Consider the following 24601-nt stretch of genomic DNA (forward strand, 5'->3'; position numbering starts at 1 on the left):
AAAATGCGGCGTTTTCAGGCTGTTTTGCGGTCGTCTTCACGGTGATCGGCGTAATCGGCAAGACGCTCTCTCAGGAACGCCAATTCCCGTCGCAATTCCATCAGCTCCTCGGCTTCGGCCTGCGCATGATCGAAGCGTCCGGCAAGGGCTTCTGCCAGCAACGGCGGCAGCCCTGCTGATGCGGGATCGGCCGTCCTGACGGTACGATTGCCCATCAGCACCTGCCGCACCCGCTCGTCCAGCGGCATATCGTCGGCATCATTGGCGGCCTCGCCGTAATAGTCGGCAAAGCTGTCCTCCTCCGCCTCGACAATCGTTTCCGCAGCGACGGGCTGCAGGTCGCCGAATACGGCCGGTTCGATTGGCTCGAATTCTGAAAATTGTGGCGCGGCGACGGAGGGCACCGGTTCCTCGCCGGTTTCGGCGGCCGAAACGGCCTCCTCTTCCTCGTCATGGCGGCGATAGCTGAGGAGATAGAGGCTGCCCAGCAGGCCAACCAGCGCGCCGCCGCCGGCCAGCATGGCGGCCTGGGTCAGGTCCCGGGACAATTCACCCGCTGCGGCCTTTTTTGCCAGACGGGTTTCGATGGCAGGTGTTGCCGAGGCGGTCAGGTCGCGGCGTTCGCTTGCCTCCAGATAGGTATTTCGCGCCGTTTCCAGCTCACCCTGCAATCTGGAGAATTCACCGGGCGCGACGCCGAGAGCATTCAGGCGGTCGAGATATGTCTTCTGCTCGCCAGTGGCGGTGGCAATTTCCTGATTGAGACGCTTTTCATCCGCCCGCAGCCCGTCGAGCAACTGGCGTAATGCTGGGGCGGCAAGTGCCTGCGCGGCATCGACGGCATTCTGGGCGGCAATGCGGCGAGGGTGTTTCGGACCATAATCAACGGAAACACCGGCAAGCGCCATGCTGGCACTCGCCTGTTTCTGCCTGACATCCTCAAGCGCCGAAAATGCCGTGCCGGCCGGCAGCGGTTTGGAATAGACGTCATTCGGTTTCAGGGCCAAAGCCGATGCCAGATCAGCCTCAAGAGATTGCTGCTGCCGGGTAGCCCGCGCCAGACTGTCGTTGACGTCACGCAATTGCTGCTCGAGCTGCTGCGCTTCGGTCATCACGGCATCGCCATGGCGCATCTGGAAACCGTTTAGAGCCGCTTCCGCCTCGTCCAGCTTCTTCCGTGCCCTTTCCATCTCGCGCATCGCCGGTGTCATGGTGCCGGCCTTGCCGTCCGCCATCACACGCATCGAAAGATAGTCCGTCAGCCGCATGGCCATGTCAGGCGTCGCTGCCTTGGCGGTCACAACAAGCATATTTTCATCCGGGGTCAGTTCCAGCCGTATCGCTTCCCCCACCGCGCCATTCAGCGCCTCACGCGGGGAGACCACGCGCGCATGTCCGCCCGTCAGAAGATCGAGAAGCAGGCCAAACTCGCCCTGATTGCGAACACCGATCATATCGGCCGGTTTAAGCTTCAGATCGGCGGTTATGCGTTCAAGCCCGGAGGGCGAAAGCAAGGTCCGCCGCGCCATTGCCAGAAAACGGGACGCATCCGGGGCATCGTATCCAGTCTGGGTAACCTCGATCCGGGCCTGCGAAACATAACCGCGAAAACCGGAATCAATAAGTAGCAGCGGAATGGCCGCGCCCACAAGCGTTGCGGCCGTAACGCAGCCTGCCGTGAGCAGCCGCAGACAATGCCTGCGCCACTGCGACACAGGCGCGGAGACTTCATCCCCCTCGGGGCGGATCGCGATCATATCCGGATTGTCATCAACCATTTGAAGCCGTCTGCCGCCCTCGGTGCCGCCCGCAACGGGCGACTGTCAAAACCTTACGAGAGGTTAAAGGATCGTGGCAAACAAATGGTTAACACGCCGCTTCACGGCCTGATATCAGCTCTTGCCGAGCGCGATGTGCCAGGGTTCGGCACAAAGGCTGTAAAGCCAGCTCATATGCAGCTTGCGGAAAATATCCGGCATGCCGGCCACTTCTGAAGACAGGACCTTGAACAGGGGGCCGACTGCAATGGTGACACGCGCATCGTCACGGCTGACGTTGCGGTGCAGCCATGTCTCCTGATTTTCCTTGAGCATTCCCGCCAGGAGCACATCCACCTTAACGCCGGCCGCATCCCGGTTCAGCATGACGAAATCGTGCCAGGGCGCATGCGCGCGCAGCCGGGCAAGCACTTCGCCGATCTGCGCTGCATCGTCTCCCGCCACGCCGATGCGTTTCGGCACAGCCATGTAGGTCAGAAGCGCCATGGTGAAGGCAACGCCATCGATGGTGGCGGGCAGAGGCTCGCCATGTTCGGCCCGCGCGGCGGCTTTCATGCCCTTGCCCTGCGGCAGAAGCAGGCAGCTTTCCAGAATTTGCCGGTAGGCTTTATCCTTGAGTGACAGCTTTGCCTTCTCGATGGTGAGGAAGGAGAGCATCGTATGCCCTTCACAGCCCGAAGCATTGCCGCTGACCAGCTCCAGCGCGCTGTTCCAGTCGAGATCACAGACGCGCAGCCCGTGGATATTCCGTTGCAATCCCCGGCGCGCAAAACCTGACGCGAAACTCATGCCGACCCCCAAATGCCAAACCGATCGCCACCGGCCCGGCGCATGGCCTGCGGGGCGGTGGTTCATGGGTTTGTTATACAGGTGCAGGTTGAATTTAACTTGAAAGCAATCTCTCGAATGCTCATGAACAAAGCAAGGGATGATTAACCGGGAAAGCGACGCGATCCGAGCCGAAAAAGCCCCCCCGCCGTCAATGGCTCGGCGCTGCCGCAGCCCCTTCCGCTTTCTCGCCCTCGACGAGCTTGACCGAGCGGGGCGTACCATTGCCGTTCTGCTCGCGAATGTCGGCTTTCGACAGGTAGTCGAGCTGTTCGATCAGCACGTCCTCGACCACCTCGTCGTCGAGCCTCTTGTTCAACCCCTCGCGGATGCGTTGCTTGAAGGCGTCGGGATCGAAGGTGGAAATGTTGGCAATGTTGACCATCGAAGAACCCGCCAGCAGCGTGAACAGTTCATCGGTCATCAGCTGGGTTGCCGGCAGCTCGATCTTGGCCATCTTGGCCTTGTCGACACGCAGCGAGATCCGGCTGAGGAAATAGCCGTTTACTCCACCATCATTGATGACGGGGATCGTAATGCTTTCGCCCTTGACCAGTTGCAGGTCGGCTTTTTTTGCGCCCGCCTCATCCGGCGTCGGCGCCGTCGCCATCTGGACGGAGAAATACACCGCGCCGAGCGTGACGGCGCAAACCCAGACGCCGGTGAGAAGAAGCTTCAACATCAGGAGGCTGCGCCGTAAAGGAATTGTTCCTGGGAATAGGTGCCGTCCGTATCGGCTTCCTGGATAGCGTTCTTCAGCAGATCCGCGACAGCGCGAACCGCGTTCAAATGCGCCTCGACACGGCTGGCATTGGTGGCGAGCTTGGACTTGATGCCCTTCACCTGCTCCATATAACCGGCGGCGATATCTTCATGCGGCGTATCCCGGACCAGCATCGTCAGTTCATAAAGGCAACGGCTTTTATGGGCATTGGAGACCTTGAAGTCGAACTGCGGGTCCTTACCGATATTATCGTTCTCGTGATCGATGATCATCTCAAGGCGGCCGAGAACGGATTGGATACGGTGGTCGTTCGACATAAGGTCCATGCTTGTCTCCTCGTTAGGGTTTTTCATTCTCAAGCCTCGTCCGTTTTATCATTGGAAACGCCGAGGACCTGCCGCTCGAACTCCGCCACCATCCGAATTGCAGCATTGTGGTCTTTGTCATTCATCGATACGTCGGTAATGCCTTTGCTTTCGGCTTTCCGCAGCGCATCCTTGTAGGCCTGCTCCGCAATGCCGACGCCGCCATTTCTGGAGATCGTGTCGGCAAACTGTTCCGCCATCATGCTTTTCCAGATTTCGCCGGCATTACCCTTGCCGTAAACTTCCTCGCTGTCTTTCGGCAGCATGTTGGCAACGAAGGTCTGGAGAACCGAGGCTTCATATTTGCGGTATGTTTCGGGAACCTCAGTGCGTGCCGAGCGAATATTGGTATCGCCAAGGCCGGCCTTCGAGGAAGCACCGTCAAGCATATCGACGGCGGCACCAAAACCCTTGCCGGCATCTGCCAGGCTGGTTGCCGCAAAAGCCGCCTTGTTTGCCTTCAGTTTTTCCTGGGCAACCTGCACTTCCTGAGGGTCCGCCGCACGAACCACATCCATCACCAGATCGCTTATAACCGATATCGCCACGTCCCGAACTCCCGAGCTGACGAACATGCCGGAGGAAGCCGACGCGTTCACTCAATCAAGAAACATCGCGAACGGTGTATTAAGACGCCCGCGATGCAACAACGGGAAGACTATGGATCGCCAACCTTGCTGGAGGCTGGTGTGTGGGAAACATTCGTAATTTCTAACAAATCGTAGATTGCATTATCATCCGCCTCGCGATCCTCGAGATCGCGGGCAATATGCATCCTGTCCTCCAGCCTGTCGGCCTTGGTTTTTTCCTTTAAAACCTTATTTTCCTGAAATTGCTGAACGCCTTCGAGCTGGCGGTCCTGAACGACCAGGCGGCCGTAGCGATCGGAATAATGCTTTGAGAAGGTCTGGTGCACCGGGTCCATGGAACTCATGGCCTCAAACGTGCTCTCCATGGATTGTGCCACTTCGCTGCGCACGCGGGTGGTATCGGCCAGTTCTACCTCGGCCATTTTTTCCATATGCCGCTGGACCGTTACCAGACGCTTGAGCTTTTCCGAGCGCTTGTCCGAAGCCATGGCGTTTCCTCCCGATCAAAAGCCGATAAAGACCGGGCCGAAACCATCCACGAATTGCCGGATGAGGGCCGCGACCGACAGATAGAGCATGAAAAGACCGCCCGCCAGAACGAAGGGGGTCGATATGAAGAAGACCGGAATTTGCGGCGCCAGCTTGTTGATGAGACCGACCGCGACGTTGAACATCAGGCCATAAATCACGAAGGGGCTCGCCAGCCGCAGCATGATCGAAAAGGACGCCCTGAGCGTATCCGTCAGCGTGATCAGCATCTTCTGCCCGCTGATAAGCGCACCGACCGGTGTAGCGCTATAGGAATCCACCAGCGCCTTCAGGACGATGTGATGAAAATCCATCATGAACAGCACCAGCAGGCCACCGAAGGTGATGAAGTTGGCGATCTGGTTTTCCTGCACGTCTTCGATGGGATCGGCACCGCCGGGCGCACTGAGGCCGATGGAAGCGCCGATGAGCGCCCCGGTGAACTGGAAGCCGAGCGTGTAGAAACGGGCGATCAGCCCATACATCGCGCCGATGAGGACCTCGGAGAAAATGAGGCCGACGACCGTGCCCTGGCTGGCACCCGAAACCTTTGGGTAGATCGTGTCCCAAAGCACCGGAAGAAGCGCCATGGACACGGCCACACAGAGAAGCATGCGAATCTGCGGCGAAATGCGCGAGCTTGAAAAGCCCGGCATGGTCATGAAGCAGGCGCCTATGCGGCAGATGGCAAGGAACAATGCAACGATTGTCCCCTGCGGGTCGGTTATCATGAAATGGCGCCCAGAATCTTGATCTCCAGACCCTTGGCCAGTTCCACATGCGAAAGAACCGGCAGGGTCGCAAAGAGTCGCTCGATAATCATGCGCACATAGGACCGCGTTTCCGGCGAGGTTACAAGAACAAAGGGCAGGCCGCGATCCATGAATTCACGGATAACTTTCGACGCCTGCTCCGAAAACTCCTCGAGATGGCGGGGATCGATGTCGAATTCGACGATTTCGCCCTTCTGGTCGCGCTTGAGCGCCTGATGGAAGACCATGTCCCACTTGTTGCCGAGGCGCAGGACGCGCAGCACGCCATTGTCGGCAAGGTCGCCGCAGAGCTGTTGCGACATGCGCACCCGCACATGTTCGACGATCTGTTCCGTCTTGCGCACATGCGGTGCGAGTTCTGCGACGGCTTCCAAAATGAGATGCAGGTTGCGGATCGATACGCGCTCGGCAAGCAGCAGCTTCAAGACCGCCTGCAGGCCCGAATAGGACATGTGCGATGAGCAGATTTCATCGGCCAGCTTCTTGTATTCGGGATCGAGCCTGTCGATGAGGATCTTGACGTCCTTATAGGAGAGAAGCTGCGGCAGGTTGTTGCGGATAACTTCGCTCAGATGCGTCAACACGACGGAGACGTTGTCGATCGGGTGGAAGCCTTCGCGCTTCAGGTCCTCGGTGAAGGTTTCGAGGATCGAGACCGCGGGCATGCCGAAAGCGGGTTCGCGGATTTCATCGCCCGGGATGCTTGGCTTACGCCCTGCCCCGGTCACGACAAGCACATCACCAACGCGAAGATTGCTGGACGCGATGGTCGTGCCGTGGACACGGATCTGGTAAGCCTTTTCAGGGATCATGATATCGTCGGAGACCTTTATCTCCGGCACCACAAAGCCATATTGCGTGGCAAACTTTTTGCGCATCTTGCCAACGCGGAAGGCCAGTTCCTGATGCGCGCCGAGAAGGCGGGTGGACACCTGCTTGCCGAGCGCGAGCTCGATCTCGGCGGTCTTCAGCACCTGTTTGACGGAATCCTTTTCCGCCTCGGTTGTCTGGAGAACCTTGTTCTCCTCTTCCTGGCGGCGGAGCGCGCTTTCGGCTTCGGCCTGGCGCGGAATATACCAGCTGCCGAAGGCCATGATGCCGCCGAGGAACATGAAGGGCACGAAGGGAAGGCCCGGAATAATGGCGAGCAGACCCATCAGCATGGCCGAGACCATGAGCGCGCGCGGATAACCGCTCAGCTGATTGACGACCGCCTGATCGGTCGACCCGGCCGTGCCGCCGCGCGACACCAGAAGGCCGGCGGCAAGCGATACGATCAGGGCCGGAATCTGCGAAACGATACCGTCACCAACCGAAAGCTTGACGAAAACGTCGGCCGCTTCGCCAATCGGCATGCCATGGCGGAAGTAACCGATGATGATGCCGCCGAAAATATTGATCGCGGTGATGATGAGGCCGGCGATCGCGTCGCCGCGGACGAATTTCGAAGCACCGTCCATCGAACCGAAGAAGGAGCTTTCCTCTTCCAGTTCCCGGCGGCGGCGCTGCGCTTCTTTTTCATCGATGATGCCGGCGGACAGATCCGCGTCGATCGACATCTGCTTGCCGGGGATGGCATCGAGGGTGAAGCGCGCGCCGACTTCGGCGATACGCGTCGCACCCTTGGTGATGACGATGAAGTTGACCGTGATCAGGATCAGGAAGACGATCAGACCGATGACGAAGTCACCGGACATGACGAGGCTGGAGAAACCCGCGATCACGCCACCTGCCGCCGTCGGCCCCTCGTTGCCATGCGAAAGGATGACACGCGTCGTCGCAATGTTCAGCGACAGACGGATCATCGTGGCAATCAGCAGCACGGTCGGGAATGACGAGAAGTCCAGCGGGCGCTGGATCCAGAGCGCCACCATGAGGATGAGGACCGAAAGCGCAATCGAGAACGCCAGACCGATATCCACCAGCATGACCGGAATTGGCAAAAACAGAACGCAAAGGATCGAAATGATGCCCAATGCGAACCCGATATCCCGCATGCTCGGACTGACCTTGGGCAAGGAGATGACTGGTGGCTGCGCCATGAATTCGTCCTGTCTCTTCATGAGAAGGGCGACGGAAAAGCCGTCGCACGGTTCCGGGCATCGGTTTTCGAAAAGCGAACGCAATTCGGGCCGATGCTTTCAGCCTATCCCTAGCCGCTGAAGCTTGCGCGAGGATGGCATCCGAAGAAAACGGGGGTCAGAAGCCCGACTGGATACGGGAAAAGACGAGGTTGGAAAAAAGCACGATCTGCGCGCCCACGAAGGGGGCGGCGACACCGAGGACGATCATGATCGTCACGATCTTCGGAACGAAGGTCAGGGTCATTTCCTGAACCTGGGTCAGGGCCTGAATGAAAGCGATGGCGACACCGACGATCATGGCGGCGAGAACCGCCGGACCGGCCGCGACGAGAACAGTCCAGACTGCCGCCTGCATGATATCAAGCGCATCGGCCTCGTTCATCGTCGCATCCTTGTTTTATAGAGGCGGCATCATGCCGCCTCACTATCAGGAACCGGCCGAGTTGCTCGAATCAGCCGTCGTTTCGTCAGATTTAGTCGTGATTGGGCCGTTCGAGAAGACCACACCGGCCTGCAGCAGCACTTTATCACCTGCTTCCGTGACGGCGACGATGCCGTCGGAGAAGACCTGCACTTCCTTCACCACGCCGGTGACCTTGTCATCGGCGCTCATGACGGTCTTGCCGACAAGATCGGACGCGCGCGTCAGGGCTTCCGCCTGCAGCATGCTCTTCAGGTGGGTGTTGGTCTTGATCGTCTGCTCGACCTGCGAGAAGCTTGCCAGCTGCGACATCTGCTGGCCGGCATCCATCGGGCTGGTCGGATCCTGGTTCTTCATCTGGGCGATGAGGAGCTTGAGGAAGCTGTCATAGTTCAGCGAGGCCGCATTCTTGTCACTGCTGCTCGCCCCGGCATTGGCCCAGGGGTTAGCGGCCGCCGAGTTGACTGCATCTACCGCCATGGTGCGATCTCCTTGCGAATCTGTTCGATCGTTGCCGGGGTCATTTCCTGATTGCTGAGGATTTTTTCTTCGATCGTGTAGAGACCGCGAATGGCCTTCAGCGCTTCGAAAGCCTTGCCGGAGGCAACCAGCCCGTCGATGCGCTTCAGTTCCGCCAGAATCTCGTCATGCTGGAAGCAGTTCAACAGCATGCTCACGGACTTGCGGAACATGTTGGTGGATTGCTCGCGCCCTTCCGGGTTGATGAGGATCATCTGCGCGATGAAATAAAGCTGCCGGAGCGGGGTCGTCGCCTGGTCGGGCTGCAGAACGTGGTTTTCAAGCAGGAACGTGACATCGTTCAGGAACTCCAGCGCCACCTTGCGATCCACACGCAGAACCGCGCCGTTGATGAAAATCTTTTCGCCCGATTTCAGCGAAATCCGAAGTGTACTTTTCATTTCAGTCCATCCCTGATGATGGTTGTCACGTCAATTATGCCCTGGAAATTCGTCGACTGACGTTTCCGGATCAGTTCGCACTCTTTCAAAATCCAGATCGCGATGGAAATCAGATTGGCTCTTAGTTCCATGGCCAGCTGGTTGTCGGGTTGCTTGAGATCCTCAATGAAGCGAATCCAGACCCGTCGAGTGTAAAAAAGTGCTTCGATCGAGTGGCGCTGCGAAGAGGAGTCCCTTGCCTCCACCAGAAGGTCGATCGATTTTGTCAACGCCTGCCGCTCGCGATCTTTCGCGTTCGCGACACCATCCTCCATGATTTCGGCGTAGGAAAACTGGTACATTCATGTATCCTTTATCTGCCGCCACCTCTGATCATCAGAGGTAGTTTACCAGACTCATTTTTTGCAGACGCGACGTGAGGCTGTATGCGATTTCAATCTGCTGCTGCAGCAGGTCGAGACGGGTTTTCGCCTCGTAGGTATCGATCCCCTCAATATCCAGCAGATGCGTTTCGATGATCTTTTTCTGGGCCTCCAGTGATTCGTTTGCTTTCGAAACACGGCTTTCGGAAAGACCGAGCTGGCTCTGCTGCTGGTTCAGACCATTGATGGCGGTGCCGATATTGGTCACCGACTTCATCGCCACCATTTCGCGAATGCCGCTATCGACCTTGGGATCAAGGAAGGTCATTGATGTCATCGCGGTCAGTGCGAAGTAGCGCATGCCCTGCGAATTGCTGTTGCTGGACGTTTCCACGACCTCGTTCTGGCTGATGCGGCTCGTCATATTGGTGTCGCTCGCCTTCGAACCGAAGCTCGTCCAGAAATCGTAGTTCTGGCCGGCCGTCAGGCTGCTGTGCGGCGGGTTCGTGACCGTGGTCGTGCCGTTGAACACGCCCTCGATATGGGTCATGAAGGCTTCGACCTGCGGTTTCGACAGGCTGGCGAAGTCACCCACCGGCGGCGTCTGCGCCGCCATGAATGCATTGAGCTCCGTCTCATAGGCCGCTTTCAGCGGAGATCCATCCGCGAAATAGTCATCGACGGGCTTCACATCCGTATTGATGCCGGAAAACAGATACTCGCCATTGACCGCCGTATTGGCGAAGCTTGTGAAATTGTTGAACGCATTCGAGATGGTCTGGGAGACCGTCGTCAGCGTCGGCGCTTCACTGCTGGTATTGGGAACGAGCACCTTCTGGATTTCCTGCGCCGCCTTTGCCATGCCGTCCAGTGCCGTCTGCGAGGACTTGAGGCGTTGCGTCGCAATCGAATTGACGCTGACCAGCGAGGAAATGCGGTCGACATCGCGATTGAGATCAAGGCTGCGGGCGGTATTGGCGGCCAGCGTCAGGCCGAGATCGGCATGTTTGCCCGTCGTCAGCTCGGTGTTGAGATTGGTCATCTCAAGCTGAGCCTTCAGGATGGTGCTGCGCATGCTGTTCTGCATTGCCAGCGATGAAATGAAGGACGTTTTCATCGTTTACCTCACCATGTCCATCAGCGACTTGAGCATCTCGTCGACGGTGGTCACAAGTTTCGTGGCGGCCTTGTAGGATTGCTCGATATCCATGAGCAATGAGAGCTCCTCGTCCAGGCTGACCGCCGTATTATTCGAATAGGAGGTGGCGGAGCGCTCATAAAGCGCGCTTTTCGCTTCATTTGCCGAAGTCGCACCGGAACGTTCCTGTTCGAGCCACCCCATCGAGTTGGTGCCGTATTTCAGGATGCTGGTATTCGTATCGATACGTGTCGACGCGGCAAAATTCATGGGCGCGTCAAAAGCAGTGACATAGCTTCGGATCAGGGTGGAAAAACCGGTTCCCCCCGAAGTTGCGGTATTGATGACGTAATCGGTACCGTTGATACCGCCGTCACGCAACAATTCCGGATTGCCACCTTTGGAAATAATTAACGCCGGGTTGACGGTAATGCTGGCTGCGAGCCCGGGAGAGACAACTCCATCTGGCGGAATGGTGGTCGCGGCTGGCGAGCCGTAGGTGAACAGGCCCGGCATATCAGGCAGGCCACTGGTCGGGTCCGCCGGCTTTTCCGCAAACATGGTGATGAGACCGCGCGCAATTTCGTCGAGCTGGCTCTGCATCGTCGGCGCCAGATCGTCACGAACCTGCATCAGGCCCTGCAGCGAACCCGCGGCCGTGGTATTGGTGCCATTACCGGCCTTCAGCGCCACGCCATCGATGTAAATTGCGTTACCCGTGGTCGTCGCGTCGTAACCCGGCTGCGTCTTGAAGGTTACGCTGCGCGGCACGATCTCGAACAGCGTCGCGCCGTCAGTCGTATAGAGCGCGACATCGTTATTGGGGCGATTGACGACATTGATGCCGACGATGGAGGAAATGTCCTTCAGAAGCGTCTCGCGCTGATCAAGCGCGTCGCTCGCATCACCGCCGATCGCGGTCTGCGCCTTGACCTCGTTATTGGCTTCCTCGAACTTTGCGAGCAATCCGTTCAGCTTGTCGACCTGGAGAGACATCTCCTTGTCGGCGCGCAGGCGCATTCCCTGCAGTTCGGACGAAGCCCTGTTGAGGGAACTGGCGACATCCGAAGCCGCAGTAACGGCCGTCGCTGCAAGGGCGGCGTCGCTCGGCTTTGCCGCGTAGCCATCCAGGCTCTTGAGCAGTTCCTTCATATAGTTGGCTGGCGAACTCTCATAATTGTTGCCGCCAAAAATGCTCTTCATTTCCTCGAGACCGCTCAGAACGGAGCTCTGGCCGGAAGCAAGAGACGAGCTGGAAATCGTCTGTCGGAGAAGACTTTCATTCTGGGCACGGCCATTGGAGACGATACTCGCTCCGGCCATGGTCGTGCCGAGAATGGCGGTTCGCTTGACGTAGTTCGCATTGCCGACATTGGCAATGTTTTTCGAGGTAACGTCCGTCTGCTTACCTGTGTTATTGAAAATCGACTGCGCAGTATTCATTGCTGACGTGAGCGACATTCATCTGTCCCCGTAGGAATTACTATCTCTTCAGATTGATCAGAACGTCCATCAAATCCGATCCAGTCTGGAAGACCTTCGAATTCGCTGTGTAGATACGCTGTGATTCAATCATGTCGGTGAGTTCGCTGGCGATATCGACGTTCGAGCCTTCCAGCGCACCCTTCTGGATGTAACCGAAGCTGCCCGACTGGGCGAAACCGATTGTGACGACACCGGACTCGTTGCTCGGCAGATAGACGTTGCCGTTCTGCGGGCTCAGATTGTCGACGCTCGGTACCGTTGCCAGCGCCAGCTGGTAGATGTTGCGGCGACCGCCATCCTGATAGACCGCCGTCACCAGACCGTCCTTGCCGATCTCGACATCCTTGATCTGGCTCGGGCCGTTGCCGTTCAGAACAGCCGTGCCGGGGGTGAACTTGGACGAAAACTGCGTCATCTGCGAGAGATCGATATCGATCGCCTGCGCGACGCCGCTATTATCGTCATTGATCGTGAGCGATTTTGGCGAAGCAGTCGTGAGCTTGTTTGTGGCCGGATCGAAAGTCAGCGTGACCGTTTCCTTGACAAGCGTGGCTGGCGCCGTCGCCGTATAGGGGAAACCGCCATTCGTGGACTGATCCTGACGATAGACCGACACTTCCCACTGCGGATTGCCGGCTGCGTCATTGTCGATGCGCGTGTAATAGAAGTCGTAAAGAACCTTGGCGCCGCCGCTGTCGAAGGCGGTCAACGATGTCTTCGCCCCAACCGTCGAGGTCGCAACGTTGTCGCTCGGACGCGATCCGGCAGCAACGATAGCCTCATCGCGATTGAGGTTCGCCGGGAAGCTACCCTGTGTCGAAGGCGATGCCGTCAAGCCGAAATCATTGATGTTGATAGCTTCGAGGCCGGTGAAACCGTTGACAACGGCTGCCGGCGGGTTAGCACCGTAGGGATAACCCATCAGCTTGAAGCCGGCCGCGTTCTCCAGAAAACCTTCCGAATTCTTCTGGAAGGAGCCGGCGCGGGTAAGGTAAGGCGTGCCCGCACCATCCTGAACCACGAAGAAACCGTTGCCCTGAATGGCAAGGTCCGTGCTCGAGGTGGTGTAGGAGAGGTTGCCCTGCTCCGAAATGCTGTAGCGAACGTTGGACTGCACGCCGCCGGAAGCGTAACTGCCCGACGAGGAGGGCAGAACGAGCGAGGAGAACGACGTCGAAGCGCGCTTGTAGCCGGTGGTGCTTGCGTTGGCGATGTTGTCGCCCACGGTGCCCAGCTTGTTCGCCTGCGCATTCATGCCGGACACACCGGTTCGCATAGTGCCGAAAATACTCATTCAAAAACCCTCGTGGTCATCTTTCAAGGAGAAGGTAAAGCGTTTGGCTTGCGTGAAGCTGTCTGAAATACCGCGTTTGAAAAAGACCACGCGGGTCAATGAAAATCATTGCCAATCAATGCTGTAGCCGAGGAACCGCTTGGAATCGACCGGATCGTAGCCAAGCTTTTTGCGCAGCTTCTTGCGCAGCTTGCTGATGTGGCTTTCAACGACGTTTTCTTCGACGTCGTCATCGAAGATGCCGTAGATGGCATTGAAAATCTGCGACTTGGAAACGCGACGTCCGCGATTGGCAATCAGATATTCAAGAATGCGACGCTCGCGACGTGGCAAGGCAAATACTTCGCCGCACACTTCGGGATCGCGACCGTCGGAGAAAACCCGGATCGGTCCGGCATCGGTGAAGTTCGAGATGACCTGCAGCCGGCGGCGGATGGCCGCCGCACGCGCGAGGATTTCACGGGGGTGAACCGGCTTGCGTACGACATCGTCGACGCCGCTGTCGAACAGCGCGAGCGTCGCTTCCAGCGAGGGCTGGTCGCTGACCGCGATGACAGGTGCCGTCGTGCGATCCCTGATCGCCTTCGGCAAAGAGAAACTCCGGTCGCCCTGGCCGATCAAAAAGGCCTCCACGGCCGCCAGATCGCTTTCCGCTGCCGTCGAGACCCACTCCCCGAATTCGACCGGATCGAACCCGGTCGAGGGGATGCCCTCACGCCCAAATAGAGATGTATAGCCGTCTTTAACGAGCTCGCGCTCATCAACCACTACGATCATTCGTCCGCCTCCGAATCAGTGTGGTGTTTTCCAATGAGGCATTGGTACGAATCGGGGGATTCACGGACAACTGTAGGAAATCATCGATAGTTATTAATAATTGATTAACCATTTTGTGCCGATTTGATCTATATATAGTGGATGTTAACCATATATGGCACAAAATTTTTGTGTAAAAATTTTAAAATCCTGAAAAAACAGCTTGCAGCGCCTTTTTTCGATCAATCTATCGCCACATTTCAAATTACGAGTCCTGCGATCCCTAAAGACAATTTAAGGTTGCTATCCGTCGCAGAAGTTTTTCGCGTTGGGAGTCCATTTGCCGTAGCCCGTCGCCACGAGATTGGCGATGACACGGCAGACGTATTTCTTCTGCGCCGGGTCATTATTCGGGCCGGCGTGATAACGTGCGACCGCCATGGTCCAGGTTTCATGCCTGTTATGGAGATTACGCAGGAACATGGCGGCATATTCGACATTGCGGCGCGGATCGAACATTTCCCGCGCGGATGTGAAGTTTTCGCCGTGGAAATAATGATTTATCTGCATGCATCCGAGGTCGATCAGCTTGGCGCCGTTGCGTTTCGCCGCCTCGAAAGTCACCATCGCCTCCTCCGTGGAGGCCGCAAATACCGGTTTTCCTTCAATATTCATCGCGTTGGGGTCAAGCCGCCCCTTGCGGCCCGTCTCGGTCAGGCCAACGGAATAGAGAATTCCTTCCGGCACGCCATATTTGCGGGCGGCCGACTGGATCTCTCTTTCACAGACACCCGATGTTGCCGAAGCCGACGCGATTTCAGAGGTAGACGCCATTGTCAGCAGAAGAGCGGCCAGAGCCGAGAGCGCCATCCATGCCTTCATTATGCACCCCCAAATTATCGCCATTGCCCTGCCGGCCATCTCGTGCGCCGGACTCGTCACGGTTGCGCCCGGCGGCGGCCTGCTGGCCCTGATGCTGCGCCTGCTGATTTTGCTGATTGTTGCCCTGTGTGCCCGTTTGGTCACTCTTGTCGGAAGAAGCGATGCTGATCGTGATGTTGTCGACCGTCAGACCCTGCGCCTTGAGACCTTCAAGAATGCTCTTGCTGTCGTCCTGGAGCTTTTTATAGGCCGCTACGCTCTCCACCGTCATGTGAACGGCGAGCTCATCACCCGCAAGGCGCAGCGACATCGTCACCGATCCGAGCTCGATCGGCGTCATATGCAGCTTCAGCGTATGCACGACCTTGCCCGTGCTGCTCTGGGCCGCTGCGTTGGACAACGACGAACCCGGCTGCATGGCGCTCACCCATTCCGGATCATTGACGATGAGGCCGGTCAGCGCCGAAGCATTGGTCGAGGGCGCGAGGCCAATGAACCGTCGTGAATCGACAACAGTGACGTTATCGGCCACTTTGCCGGTGCTTTCCCGGACATCGAACTCGACGCGGCCTTCACGCTGAACCGTGCCCATATCAAGCGCGCGGGCCGTGCCTGAGCGTGAGGAGGAGAAACGGAAGGCCGAGGCATCGTTGCCGCCTTCCGAGCCGGCGTCCGGCTCGTTTTTGGCGAGTCCCATCTTCGTTGGCATGTCCTTCAGCGAAGGCTCCGCCTTGCCGCGCACGGGCTCGGCCCTGTCGGATTTAACCAGGTCCGCCTTGCCGGCAAGTGCCTGCGCAATTTCCTCAAGCGGCGACTTGGCTGTCGCAATATCGCCGGCACCGATCATGACCGTCTTGAGTTCCGCAAGCTTCGGATCGATCGTATCCGCCGCCGTCTCGGCATCCTTATCCGTCTCATCCTTGAGCTTCTTGCCGGTCTTGCCGTTATCAGCCGAAGTGCGCACCGTTTTCAAAGCGTTCTGAAACTCGGCCACCGTCTCATGGTTACGAGCTTCGCCGACATGGTCGTGGGCGATCGCACTCAGAAAAGTCGGGGGGCGTTTGACCGGAGCATCCATCTTTTCAGCCTCGCCATCGGGTTTTGCGTGCTCGTCCCTGGCCGAACCCGCGTCCTGCTGCTGATGCCGTGATTGCGGCGTGCGTTCGTCCCGGATCGTGGAAAGCGCATCGCCGAAACTGCCGCCCTTGGCGTCGTCCCTTGCATTTGCATTGCCGGCGCGGGCGTCGGGTGGTGGCGCGTTCACTATCGCGTTGATGGTTGCGTCGATCATGGTGCCCCCTCGCCTTTCTTCAACAGGCTGTCGATTTCATCGAGCTTGCTGCGGCCACTCGTCACGAGTTGCCGGACGTTCTCGCCCGCATCGTCCGCCTTCTGGGTTTCAACCCGCCATATGCTTTTTGTCTCGGCAGCGACCGCCGGCTCTTTTGCAGGTCCTGTGCCCCCGGACTGGTTCGTCGCCGCAGCCTTGGCCTCGACGCCGCTCTCTGCGGAAGGGGGGCGCACCACCTGGTCGGCAATCGCCCTTGCCGCATCGCGCAGCGCCCTGTCGCGATCCGACAGCTGCGCTTCGGGAATTTGCCCGATCGTCTCTATCGCGCTCACCACATCGGGCGTGCCGATGTTGGAGAGACTTTCATAAAGATTGGCCTGCACTTCCGGTGTGCCCGGCAAAGCCGGAGAAAGCGTCTTCGCCTTCAGCGCCGCCATACGCGCCAGCGAATCCTTGCCGCTGATCGCTGCGAGGCGGGAAAGGCGCAGATAGGCTTCCTTCTGCCTCTCCGTATCCATCATGGCGAAGGTTTCCTGTATCGCCTCTTCACCGATGGAATCGGCGCGCTTGACCACCAGCGAGACCAGAAGATCCGCGAACTGGCTGGCATAGGGCGAATGCAGGAACCGCCGCGCATAACGCTGCGCATATTCGACACCGCGCGTCGCATCGCCGTCTTCCACGGCAATGGCGAGCGAGCGGCGCAGCGCCGCCTCCTCCACGATGGTACCGGGCGCTTCGAGCCGAGCGATGTCGTAAAAGGTGAGTGCCGCCAGCGGATCGCGCGGGATCGTCACATTGCCGCCAATCAGCGCCAGATAGGCACCAATCCGCGTGCCGCGATATTCCGGCACCATGGCAGCGATGCTTTGTGCCACCAGCGTTCCCTTGCCGGACAGGTATTTCCGCAAGATATCGGCGACACGGCTGTCGAAATTGCCGTCCACATCGCGCGCCACCAGCAATTCCAGAGTGGCCGGGTTGCCACCGCTCATCGCATAGATCAGCGCCGCATCGACATTGCGCGGGTCCTTGAAGATAGCCGAAGGCGCGCTCTTCAGCCGCTCATCGATCGTCTGCAGCAGAAAGCGCTGCATTTCGGAAGCGGAATGATCTCCCATGGCTACCGAATCCTGCACGAATTGCAGGGAGCGCAGCATGGCATAGGGCATGAGATTGTCTTGCGACTGCGAAAACGCCTTGCTCGGCTCGGAGCCGAGACCGCAAAGCGTCGCCACAAGAAGAAGCCAGCGTTTCGAGGTTTTCGTCACACTCACCCCCGATCAGCCTCAAGCAGGATTTCGATACGGCGGTTGGCATCTGCGAGAGGGTTCGACGGCACCTGCAATCTGCGGTCCGCGAACCCCGACACCTGTTTCACTCGCTCTTCCGAGAGGCCGCCACGCACCAGCATGTAATAGGCGCTGTGGGCACGATCCATGGAGAGACGCCAGTTGTCATTGGCCTCACCCTTGAACTGCCGGCCGTCGGTATGGCCGCGGATCACCACGCTGCCGCCGCGCTCCTGCAGCAGTTTGCCGATCTTTTCCATGGCCAGAACCAGCTCACCCCGGGGAACGGCCGATCCGATATTGAACATCGGCGTTTCAGCCTGGTCGGAAATGGTCAGCAGCAATCCACCTTCGGCCGGCGTCACCACCAGTCCCTCGGAAAGCTTGCCGGTGATGCCAGATATCTGCTTCTCGATTTCTTCGCGCAGTTTATCGGCCTTTTCCCATTCGGCATCGCTGGCTTTGCTTGCCTCATCCGGATTGGGCTTGGCGAGCGCGGCCTGCTCGGCGGCGTCCGGGCGCTGCTGCGGCACCACTGCCGCGATTTCCATCGGCTTGCCATCTTCCGCCTTGTCTGCGGGCTTACCGGCCTGCACGAGGGTAACCGCCTCGGCGCTCTTGTCGGCCTCCTTGGCCGCCACATCCTGCTGTTTGCCATCGGCAGCTTGCGCGGACTCCATCGGAACCTGCTTCTGGTCGGCACGGGTGATTTTCACCTGCTGCGTCCAGAAATCCGGATCGAAGGGATCACGATAGGCTTCGCCGCCGCTTGCGCCGGTCGCCGGGCCGGAATCGGCCGCACCGCCCTCACCCTTGGCGCTGACATTGGCCTGCTGCCCGACCTGCTGGGCGATTTCCGCCAGCACGGAGTAAGGATTTTCGAAAAAGTCGGCCTCGGAGAAATTCGACTGTTCCCCGGTCTGCGATGTCAGGTCCTCGCCCGTCGCCGCGGCAGATCCCTTGGTCACCTTTTCGGCCTGGATGTTGGACTGGTCCTTCTTCTGGACCCCCTCTTCCTTATCGACGGGCTTTTCCAGCCCCTTGGACGAGGGTTTCTCGTCGGACAGTTTTATCGGGTTGAAATAGCTGGCGACCGAGGCCTTGGTCTCCTCATTGGCGGCATTGACCAGCCACATGACGAGGAAGAACGCCATCATCGCCGTCATGAAGTCCGCATAAGCGATCTTCCACGCGCCGCCATGGGCGCCATCGTGCCCGCCCTTGTGGCGTTTGACGATGATGATCTCGTTCTTGCCGTGGTGGTGATTTTCGCCTTCACTCATTTCATCACCTTGCGAAGACTGGATGCCCAGGCGGACATGCGCGTCACGAACACGCTTTCACCCAACTCGATCGAAAGATCGATATCGGTGGTCTCAGTAAATTTCATTTTCTCTTCTTCAAAGCCCGGCTGGGTCTTCAACTGCTCGAACAGATTTTTCGGGCCCTTCACGACAAGCGTGACTTCCTCGCCATCCGGCATGGATGCGCGCACCACATCGGCAAGCGCCGAGACCGCCTTGAGCGACAGCTTTTCCGTCAGAACCGGCGCAAGAATATTCGCGGTCTGTTCGCTGAGATTGGTAGCAATTGCATCGATACCTTCACGCAGACGGCGCGACAGAAAACCGGCTGTCTCCTCAAGATAGACAGTGCGCAGTTCTTCCAGTTCGGCGGCGTGGGCGGCGATCAGCTCTTCCCGCTCGGCCTGCATCTTTTCGGTGATCTCTCTGGTCGCATCCTCGTGGCCACGGGCATAGGCCGCCTGTTTTTCGCCTTCCGCATCGACGGGTGTCAAATCGTCGAAACCGGACGTGATATCGGCAAATCCGGAGGCGAAATCGGTATCGGCATCCGCCAACGGGTCGCCGAAGGCCGGCGACGCCGGTTGAGGCTCACCGAAATCCTTGAGAAATCGTGCAATCGACGCGCTCATGCCTGCCCCCGGCAAAACTGGCCAACAGGGCGAGAAAGCCGCATTTCCAGACGGAAAATCGGGGTCCACTCTTCCTCGAAATGCTCTAAGCCGTTTGGCGGCACCACCGTCATCCTTGCTACCCTGCCCGTCTCTTCCATGATTCCCGGCCGGATCGCGCCATGCGATCCACCCGATCCTGCCCCGACGTTAGGTGTTCAAACTTGTGCGAGGATGAAGGCGGGCCTGATCAGACAGCCTGCGCCATTCATCCGCGCGCCCGCGCCGGGCGAAACCCATTATTTGAAGAGCTGGAGGATATTTTGCGCGTTGGCATTGGCGATGGAGAGCGCCTGGATGCCGAGCTGCTGCTGCGTCTGCAGTGCTTTCAGCCTGGTCGATTCTTCGTTCATGTCAGCATCAACGAGACGGCCGACACCCTTGTCGATCACATCCATCAAGCTCGAAACGAAGTTTTCCTGCATGCTGATGCGGCTCTGCAGCGAACCGAGGCTGGAGGCCGTGCTGGTCATCGCCTCAAGCTGCTTGTCGACGAAGGACATCATCATGTCGATGGCATCGGCGTCGGTATAGGTCGTGCCGCCGCCGGCAAAACCGCCCATGGCTGCCGCGACGACATCGAGATTGCCGAGATTGAGGGTGGATACGGAAAAACCGAGCGAACGATCAGCAGAAGCCGTACCGGCGCTCACATCATAAAACCAGTCGGTGCTGCCGGTGTCGCGATAGGCAGGGGAAACGGTCGTGCCGCCGCTCGACGGGTTTGTCGTCGTGGCTTTGACCCAGACGTTTTCCGCAAGGCGAAGATAATTATCCGTACCATTGCTGTAGAGATTAGGATCCGTATTCGTATCCGGCGTTGTGGCATTCAGCGCGCCGATCTGTGCGTCGCTCAGCTTCTCAACGACATAACCCGTTTGCGACTCTTTACCGGCCGTCGTCGAGGTCTGCTTGACCTCCGTCTCCGTCTTGCTGACGAAAACAGCATCTTTATCGAGAATCCCAAGCTTTCCGCCACTCAGGTCAAAAAGCACGGTGCTGCCGTCGAGCGTATAGTCGACGGTGGTGACGCCCACATTACCGGCGCCTGTACGGGTGAAGGATGCGACCACCTTTTTCGTGATCGATTCTGCGACCGGCGGCGTGCCATTGTTGCTGATGCTGGCCTGCAGCCAGTTCTCACCGGAGAATGAAGCCGATTCGGAGATGCTTTTCAGCTGCTCCTGAAGTTGCTTGATTTCATCCTGGATCTTACCGCGATCAGCACCCACGCCATAGGCAGCGACAAGCTTGGCCTTGATCTGCTTGACGACGTCGATCGTGCTTGCAAGGGCGTCATAGGCGGTGTCCACCTTGGCGGCGCCCAGGCCCAATGCATCCTGCACGGCAGAAAGCGCATTGTTATCGGAGCGCATCGTTGTTGCGATGGACCAGTAGGCCGCATTATCCGCGGCGGTTTCGACACGAAAACCTGATGACACGCGCGCCTGCGTCGTCTCGAGGTTCTTGTCGATCATACGCAGGGTTTGCAGCGCGGCCATCGCTGCCGCATTGGTCAAAATGCTTGTCATGGGGTCCACCCAACTCAAAATTTCAGAAAAAATCCGGCGCGGTGCCGATAACGAGCAGGAGCATCATGCGTATCGGCAATGGCTTGAAGCAGCCACCGCGACCTGCCGTTCGTTAACAAATCGTTAATGCGATAGGTAACAAACAACGCGACTGATTTGCAAGGCGTTCCTGACTTTCGCGACCGGGTTTCGCATAAACAGGCAGGCTTCAGGCAAGCCCAGATCAAAAAGCACCGGAAAAAGGCCGTTGCGCCGGTGATTTCGACGGGCGCAACGGACATGATGGAAATAGGTGGCGGCTGATCCGGTTAAGCCGCTTCGCCCTGACGGGTGGCTATGAATCGAGCGGCGGCCAGGCTGTGGCGGAGAAACTCGGTATTTTCGTCCGGGTTTTCGGAAGGGTTTTGAAACGAGACGTGATTGATCTCGATCGCCGCATGCTTGTCTGCGAGAATCAATCGTGCATAGACCGTGGCGCCCTTCGGCTTCAACTCCAGATCGAGGACGACCTCCGGCACGCCTTCCCATTCGAGCTTGTATTCGCCGCCGGCGCCGAAATTGATCGTGCCGGGATGATAATAAAGCTCCGCCGCCGATGAAACGAGATCGGCGATACTGCCATAGCACTCGAATCGGAGCAGTGAAATCAGGTCGGCCGGGTCTAACAAGCGTAGTTCGGTGGCGATCGGGTTGATCGCCTCTGCGACGATCATTTCCCGCTGTTCGGAATAGGCGGATTTTTTCATTGGTTTTATTGAACCCGTATTTTCGATGACGTCCTGGCGTAAACCCGATGAACGAGCTCCGCCACAGCCTTGTAAAAGACTGGTGGAATCACACTATCTACCGAGACTTGCGCAAACATGGAGCGTGCAAGCGGAGGGTCCTCAAAAACGGGGATATTGTTTTCTTCCGCAATCTCGCGGATTTTCAATGCGATAAGGTCCTGGCCCTTGGCGACGACGACAGGTGCGTCTCCCTCTTCGCGCACATAACGCAGCGCTACCGCAAAGTGTGTCGGGTTGGCGATGACGAGTGTGGCGCGCGGCACGTTGTTGATCATGCGGCGGCGGGCACGGTCACGGGCAATCGAGCGCTGGCGGGACTTGACCACCGGGTCACCCTGCGATTGTTTGTATTCTTCCTTCACCTCATGCTTCGTCATTTTCAGCTGGCTGAACCAGTGATGGCGTGTCCACAAGACGTCCACGGCGGCGAGCAGCGCGGTCGAGAGCAGGATGACGACCATCATCTTTTTGACGATTTCGACCACGCGCACGAAAATCACCTGCGGATCGGAAAACATCAGATCGATGAGGCTGTAGAAATCACCGCGAAGCGCGAAGAACATGATGATCGAAACGATCATGATCTTGAACACCGATTTGGCGAATTCCACAAAGCCCTGCTTGCTATAGATACGGGTGAAGCCCTTTGCCGGTGAAATGCGCGACCATTGCGGACGTACCCGTTCAAGCACCGGCGACGGCAGGTTCTGCAAGAAAGATGAGGCAAGGCCGAAGACGATGAACATGATCATGGCCGGCATGAGCAGGTAAGCGACGGATGTGCCGAGAAAATAGAGCAGCGCCAGGGCATCCGGCCGGGTGCTGAGGTTCCACTGTTCGGGCTGGCCAAACAGGTCCTTCAAGGTGACACCGAGACGGCCGGCACCATCAGGCAGGAAAAAAACCAGGTAACAATAAAAGGCGAGCGACGACGCAAAGATCGGCACTTCGCGAGAAAAGGGAAGATTGCCCTTTTCGGCCGCATCACGGAGTTTTTTCTCCGTGGGGTCTTCTGTTTTACTGTCCTTGTCCTGATCGTCTGCCAAGGCACGTCCCCGGAATCAAAAAAAGGCCCGCCGATCCCGGCAGGCCGTCATTTCGAAACTAGCGTCCGTGGCCGGCCATCGCAATGGCCGGCTCCGCCCTGGGGGCGGGTTATCAACCGGCTTCCGCTTAAGCGGCGGCCGACTGTTCGTCCGAAGCAGCTTCCTTCAGCTGGATCTGGCCGGAATTGGCGAGGCGGATCGCTTCCTGCGCCACCGCGCGGCGGGCGATTGCCACTTCGCGGGTGTTGAGCGAGGCCTGCGGCACCGCAAGGTCCGATTCGATCATGCGACGCTGGCGCGGGCTGATGCTGGAGAGCACACATTCCTTGATTTCCACCGTGGCGCCACGCAGCGCCATGGTCAGAACATCCGCCGAAACATCGTTGAGCAGCAGGACGCGACTGCGCTGCGGCATGAACATGAGGTCGTCGAAGAGGAAGATCTTCGGCTTGACCTTGTTGGCGGCTTCCTTGCTGAGCGTTTCGAGCGAGCTCAGCAACGTGTCGACCTGCGGCTTGTCCAGTTCGTTCATCAGATCGGCAACCTTTGTGGAACCGCCGGCATTGCGCTCGGCCTCGATCTCGTTGATGAGGTTGACCACGCGCTTCTCGATGATCTGCGCGGCAGTCGGGCTGACTTCCTTCATGTTCACCGTGCGGTTCATGATATCCGCGCGCTGTTCCTCCGGAATGGTCAGGAGAACCTTGGCGCCGAAGGAGGAAGGCAGCATGGAGAGAATATAAGCGATGGTCTGCGGATGCTCGCGCAGCAGGAACTTGCCGACGAATTCCGGCTCGGCTTCCTGCAGACGGTCCCAGATCGACGCTTCATAGGCCTGGAAGGCCGCGCGGCGACCGAGAAGGCTGTCGACCTCTTCAGGCGTCAACCCTTCTTCGAGAATGCTTTCGATTGCCTTGGCATTGTCCATCAGACCCGTTCCTTCGGTGAACAGGTCTTCGAATTCCGCCACGATCTGCGCAAGTTCATCCGGAGGAATGACACGCAGCGTCTGAGCCGAGGAAATGATCATCTGCAATTCGTGCTGCGTGAAAAACTTCAGCAGCTTGCCGGCGACGCCCTTGCCCATGGCAAGAAGCACCGCGGCCGCCTTGTCGGCCTGAGACAACGGCTTGCCCGCAAGGGGGTTACCGAAATCCTCGAAGTCCATCATGGTCTTTCCTCTCCGTCCCCACAGGGATCAGGCTTTCTTCGTACTCAGTACTTCAATCAATTTTACGCCGAAGCGCGTATCGTCGTCTTCCAGAACCGTTATTTCACCGCGCGCAATACGGCGGCCATTCACCATGATTTCGACCGGCTCGCCAATCTTGCGATCAAGCGCGATCGTCGCACCCTCTTCGAGGCTCATCAGCCCCGAAACGAGCATTCTGCTGGTGCCGAGAACGATCTGGACATCAATCGGGATGTCCATGATCATTTCCATGTTTTCGGACAAGCCGCTGCCAAGCGGTGCCTTCACACCCGCGACCTGCGGGGCCGCAGTGAAATCGTCCATCGCAAAATCGGCCGCTCCGCCACCGAAGGCGGAAAGGTCGTTGTCTGTCGAAGCCTCGTCCGTGCTTCCGAAATCGCCGAAGTCGCCAAAATCGGACAGCGAACCTTCCGCATCCGTCTTGAGGACGCCACGCAGATCGCCGATAGCCTGGTCGAGGTCGGCGCCGTCTTCAAACGACGGCAACGCCGCATCATCGGTCACAGGTGTTTTCTTCGTAGCCATGCGCTGATTAT

26 protein-coding genes are annotated in these 24601 nt (G+C 58.3%); all 26 read right to left on the reverse strand.

Annotated elements, in window-relative coordinates; all coding sequences use genetic code 11:
- Nucleotides 1–14: 14 nt before the first annotated feature.
- Nucleotides 15–1778 carry a GumC family protein gene (locus O8B93_RS01010; RefSeq protein WP_269707984.1) on the reverse strand — a complete coding sequence of 588 codons (1764 nt, stop codon included), beginning with the start codon at nt 1776–1778 and terminating at the stop codon, nt 15–17.
- A 114-nt stretch (nt 1779–1892) separates the two neighbouring features.
- Nucleotides 1893–2567: a WecB/TagA/CpsF family glycosyltransferase gene (locus O8B93_RS01015; RefSeq protein WP_269707985.1), complete on the reverse strand. Its 675-nt coding sequence runs from the start codon at nt 2565–2567 to the stop codon at nt 1893–1895.
- A 190-nt stretch (nt 2568–2757) separates the two neighbouring features.
- A complete protein-coding gene (locus O8B93_RS01020) occupies nt 2758–3288 on the reverse strand; it encodes a flagellar basal body-associated FliL family protein (RefSeq protein ID WP_269707986.1) in 531 nt (176 codons plus the stop codon).
- The gene (locus O8B93_RS01025; RefSeq protein ID WP_269707987.1) at nt 3288–3656 is read right to left on the reverse strand and encodes a hypothetical protein; all 369 of its coding nucleotides are present in this window, start codon (nt 3654–3656) and stop codon (nt 3288–3290) included. The genes O8B93_RS01020 and O8B93_RS01025 overlap by 1 nt, the downstream gene beginning before the upstream one ends.
- Nucleotides 3657–3685: 29 nt before the next feature.
- Entirely contained in the window at nt 3686–4243 is a 558-nt protein-coding gene (locus O8B93_RS01030) for a rod-binding protein (RefSeq protein WP_269707988.1), read from the reverse strand.
- 110 nt (nt 4244–4353) lie between these two features.
- Nucleotides 4354–4773, reverse strand: coding sequence for a hypothetical protein (locus O8B93_RS01035; protein ID WP_269707989.1), 420 nt, complete (start codon nt 4771–4773; stop codon nt 4354–4356).
- Between the two features lie 15 nt (nt 4774–4788).
- On the reverse strand, nt 4789–5544 hold the full coding sequence (gene fliR / locus O8B93_RS01040; protein ID WP_269707990.1) for a flagellar biosynthetic protein FliR: 756 nt from the start codon (nt 5542–5544) through the stop codon (nt 4789–4791).
- Nucleotides 5541–7628, reverse strand: coding sequence for a flagellar biosynthesis protein FlhA (gene flhA, locus O8B93_RS01045; protein ID WP_269707991.1), 2088 nt, complete (start codon nt 7626–7628; stop codon nt 5541–5543). The genes fliR and flhA overlap by 4 nt, the downstream gene beginning before the upstream one ends.
- A gap of 157 nt (nt 7629–7785) precedes the next feature.
- On the reverse strand, nt 7786–8052 hold the full coding sequence (locus O8B93_RS01050; protein WP_006313045.1) for a flagellar biosynthetic protein FliQ: 267 nt from the start codon (nt 8050–8052) through the stop codon (nt 7786–7788).
- Nucleotides 8053–8097: 45 nt separating this feature from the next.
- Nucleotides 8098–8571: a flagellar hook assembly protein FlgD gene (gene flgD / locus O8B93_RS01055; protein WP_080810568.1), complete on the reverse strand. Its 474-nt coding sequence runs from the start codon at nt 8569–8571 to the stop codon at nt 8098–8100.
- Nucleotides 8562–9011, reverse strand: coding sequence for a flagellar biosynthesis repressor FlbT (gene flbT, locus O8B93_RS01060; RefSeq protein ID WP_006313043.1), 450 nt, complete (start codon nt 9009–9011; stop codon nt 8562–8564). The genes flgD and flbT overlap by 10 nt, the downstream gene beginning before the upstream one ends.
- A complete protein-coding gene (gene flaF, locus O8B93_RS01065; protein WP_006313042.1) occupies nt 9008–9352 on the reverse strand; it encodes a flagellar biosynthesis regulator FlaF in 345 nt (114 codons plus the stop codon). The genes flbT and flaF overlap by 4 nt, the downstream gene beginning before the upstream one ends.
- A 34-nt stretch (nt 9353–9386) precedes the next feature.
- Nucleotides 9387–10490: a flagellar hook-associated family protein gene (locus O8B93_RS01070; RefSeq protein ID WP_269707992.1), complete on the reverse strand. Its 1104-nt coding sequence runs from the start codon at nt 10488–10490 to the stop codon at nt 9387–9389.
- 3 nt (nt 10491–10493) lie between these two features.
- Entirely contained in the window at nt 10494–11972 is a 1479-nt protein-coding gene (gene flgK / locus O8B93_RS01075) for a flagellar hook-associated protein FlgK (protein ID WP_269707993.1), read from the reverse strand.
- A gap of 22 nt (nt 11973–11994) precedes the next feature.
- Nucleotides 11995–13290, reverse strand: coding sequence for a flagellar hook protein FlgE (locus tag O8B93_RS01080; RefSeq protein ID WP_269707994.1), 1296 nt, complete (start codon nt 13288–13290; stop codon nt 11995–11997).
- A 105-nt stretch (nt 13291–13395) separates the two neighbouring features.
- On the reverse strand, nt 13396–14067 hold the full coding sequence (gene rem, locus O8B93_RS01085) for a transcriptional activator Rem (protein WP_080826101.1): 672 nt from the start codon (nt 14065–14067) through the stop codon (nt 13396–13398).
- 282 nt (nt 14068–14349) lie between these two features.
- Complete coding sequence (locus O8B93_RS01090; protein ID WP_269708620.1) at nt 14350–14916, reverse strand: lytic transglycosylase domain-containing protein; 567 nt, start codon at nt 14914–14916, stop codon at nt 14350–14352.
- Entirely contained in the window at nt 14864–16219 is a 1356-nt protein-coding gene (gene fliK / locus O8B93_RS01095) for a flagellar hook-length control protein FliK (RefSeq protein ID WP_269707995.1), read from the reverse strand. Before fliK ends, O8B93_RS01090 begins: the two co-directional genes overlap by 53 nt.
- Nucleotides 16216–17496, reverse strand: coding sequence for a chemotaxis protein MotC (gene motC / locus O8B93_RS01100; RefSeq protein ID WP_269707996.1), 1281 nt, complete (start codon nt 17494–17496; stop codon nt 16216–16218). Before motC ends, fliK begins: the two co-directional genes overlap by 4 nt.
- Nucleotides 17493–18794 (reverse strand): MotB family protein, encoded by a 1302-nt coding sequence (locus O8B93_RS01105; RefSeq protein ID WP_269707997.1) that lies wholly within the window; start codon nt 18792–18794, stop codon nt 17493–17495. The genes motC and O8B93_RS01105 overlap by 4 nt, the downstream gene beginning before the upstream one ends.
- A complete protein-coding gene (locus O8B93_RS01110; protein WP_269707998.1) occupies nt 18791–19447 on the reverse strand; it encodes a hypothetical protein in 657 nt (218 codons plus the stop codon). The genes O8B93_RS01105 and O8B93_RS01110 overlap by 4 nt, the downstream gene beginning before the upstream one ends.
- 278 nt (nt 19448–19725) lie before the next feature.
- Nucleotides 19726–21018, reverse strand: coding sequence for a flagellin N-terminal helical domain-containing protein (locus O8B93_RS01115; RefSeq protein WP_269707999.1), 1293 nt, complete (start codon nt 21016–21018; stop codon nt 19726–19728).
- Between the two features lie 308 nt (nt 21019–21326).
- On the reverse strand, nt 21327–21764 hold the full coding sequence (locus O8B93_RS01120) for a hypothetical protein (RefSeq protein ID WP_269708000.1): 438 nt from the start codon (nt 21762–21764) through the stop codon (nt 21327–21329).
- A 5-nt stretch (nt 21765–21769) separates the two neighbouring features.
- Nucleotides 21770–22852, reverse strand: a complete 1083-nt coding sequence (gene flhB, locus O8B93_RS01125) for a flagellar biosynthesis protein FlhB (RefSeq protein WP_269708001.1) — start codon at nt 22850–22852, stop codon at nt 21770–21772.
- A 127-nt stretch (nt 22853–22979) separates the two neighbouring features.
- Nucleotides 22980–24023, reverse strand: a complete 1044-nt coding sequence (fliG, locus tag O8B93_RS01130) for a flagellar motor switch protein FliG (RefSeq protein WP_269708002.1) — start codon at nt 24021–24023, stop codon at nt 22980–22982.
- 27 nt (nt 24024–24050) lie between these two features.
- Complete coding sequence (gene fliN, locus O8B93_RS01135) at nt 24051–24590, reverse strand: flagellar motor switch protein FliN (RefSeq protein ID WP_269708003.1); 540 nt, start codon at nt 24588–24590, stop codon at nt 24051–24053.
- Nucleotides 24591–24601 lie beyond the last annotated feature (11 nt).

The sequence above is a fragment of the Martinezella rhizogenes genome, from assembly GCF_027460065.1.
Taxonomy (GTDB): domain Bacteria; phylum Pseudomonadota; class Alphaproteobacteria; order Rhizobiales; family Rhizobiaceae; genus Agrobacterium; species Agrobacterium rhizogenes_C.

Bases quoted from the DNA above. Each gene is read 5' to 3' on its own strand.
- O8B93_RS01115 (WP_269707999.1), bottom strand. From the start codon at position 21,018: ATGACAAGCATTTTGACCAATGCGGCAGCGATGGCCGCGCTGCAAACC.
- O8B93_RS01035 (WP_269707989.1), bottom strand. From the start codon at position 4,773: ATGGCTTCGGACAAGCGCTCGGAAAAGCTCAAGCGTCTGGTAACGGTC.
- O8B93_RS01090 (WP_269708620.1), bottom strand. From the start codon at position 14,916: ATGGCGCTCTCGGCTCTGGCCGCTCTTCTGCTGACAATGGCGTCTACC.
- O8B93_RS01110 (WP_269707998.1), bottom strand. From the start codon at position 19,447: ATGAGCGCGTCGATTGCACGATTTCTCAAGGATTTCGGTGAGCCTCAA.
- O8B93_RS01070 (WP_269707992.1), bottom strand. From the start codon at position 10,490: ATGAAAACGTCCTTCATTTCATCGCTGGCAATGCAGAACAGCATGCGC.
- O8B93_RS01015 (WP_269707985.1), bottom strand. From the start codon at position 2,567: ATGAGTTTCGCGTCAGGTTTTGCGCGCCGGGGATTGCAACGGAATATC.
- O8B93_RS01025 (WP_269707987.1), bottom strand. From the start codon at position 3,656: ATGGACCTTATGTCGAACGACCACCGTATCCAATCCGTTCTCGGCCGC.
- fliK (WP_269707995.1), bottom strand. From the start codon at position 16,219: ATGATCGACGCAACCATCAACGCGATAGTGAACGCGCCACCACCCGAC.
- O8B93_RS01010 (WP_269707984.1), bottom strand. From the start codon at position 1,778: ATGGTTGATGACAATCCGGATATGATCGCGATCCGCCCCGAGGGGGAT.
- O8B93_RS01050 (WP_006313045.1), bottom strand. From the start codon at position 8,052: ATGAACGAGGCCGATGCGCTTGATATCATGCAGGCGGCAGTCTGGACT.
- flgD (WP_080810568.1), bottom strand. From the start codon at position 8,571: ATGGCGGTAGATGCAGTCAACTCGGCGGCCGCTAACCCCTGGGCCAAT.
- flaF (WP_006313042.1), bottom strand. From the start codon at position 9,352: ATGTACCAGTTTTCCTACGCCGAAATCATGGAGGATGGTGTCGCGAAC.
- O8B93_RS01080 (WP_269707994.1), bottom strand. From the start codon at position 13,290: ATGAGTATTTTCGGCACTATGCGAACCGGTGTGTCCGGCATGAATGCG.
- flhA (WP_269707991.1), bottom strand. From the start codon at position 7,628: ATGGCGCAGCCACCAGTCATCTCCTTGCCCAAGGTCAGTCCGAGCATG.
- fliR (WP_269707990.1), bottom strand. From the start codon at position 5,544: ATGATAACCGACCCGCAGGGGACAATCGTTGCATTGTTCCTTGCCATC.
- O8B93_RS01020 (WP_269707986.1), bottom strand. From the start codon at position 3,288: ATGTTGAAGCTTCTTCTCACCGGCGTCTGGGTTTGCGCCGTCACGCTC.
- flbT (WP_006313043.1), bottom strand. From the start codon at position 9,011: ATGAAAAGTACACTTCGGATTTCGCTGAAATCGGGCGAAAAGATTTTC.
- O8B93_RS01120 (WP_269708000.1), bottom strand. From the start codon at position 21,764: ATGAAAAAATCCGCCTATTCCGAACAGCGGGAAATGATCGTCGCAGAG.
- fliN (WP_269708003.1), bottom strand. From the start codon at position 24,590: ATGGCTACGAAGAAAACACCTGTGACCGATGATGCGGCGTTGCCGTCG.
- rem (WP_080826101.1), bottom strand. From the start codon at position 14,067: ATGATCGTAGTGGTTGATGAGCGCGAGCTCGTTAAAGACGGCTATACA.
- fliG (WP_269708002.1), bottom strand. From the start codon at position 24,023: ATGATGGACTTCGAGGATTTCGGTAACCCCCTTGCGGGCAAGCCGTTG.
- O8B93_RS01105 (WP_269707997.1), bottom strand. From the start codon at position 18,794: ATGAGTGAAGGCGAAAATCACCACCACGGCAAGAACGAGATCATCATC.
- flgK (WP_269707993.1), bottom strand. From the start codon at position 11,972: ATGTCGCTCACGTCAGCAATGAATACTGCGCAGTCGATTTTCAATAAC.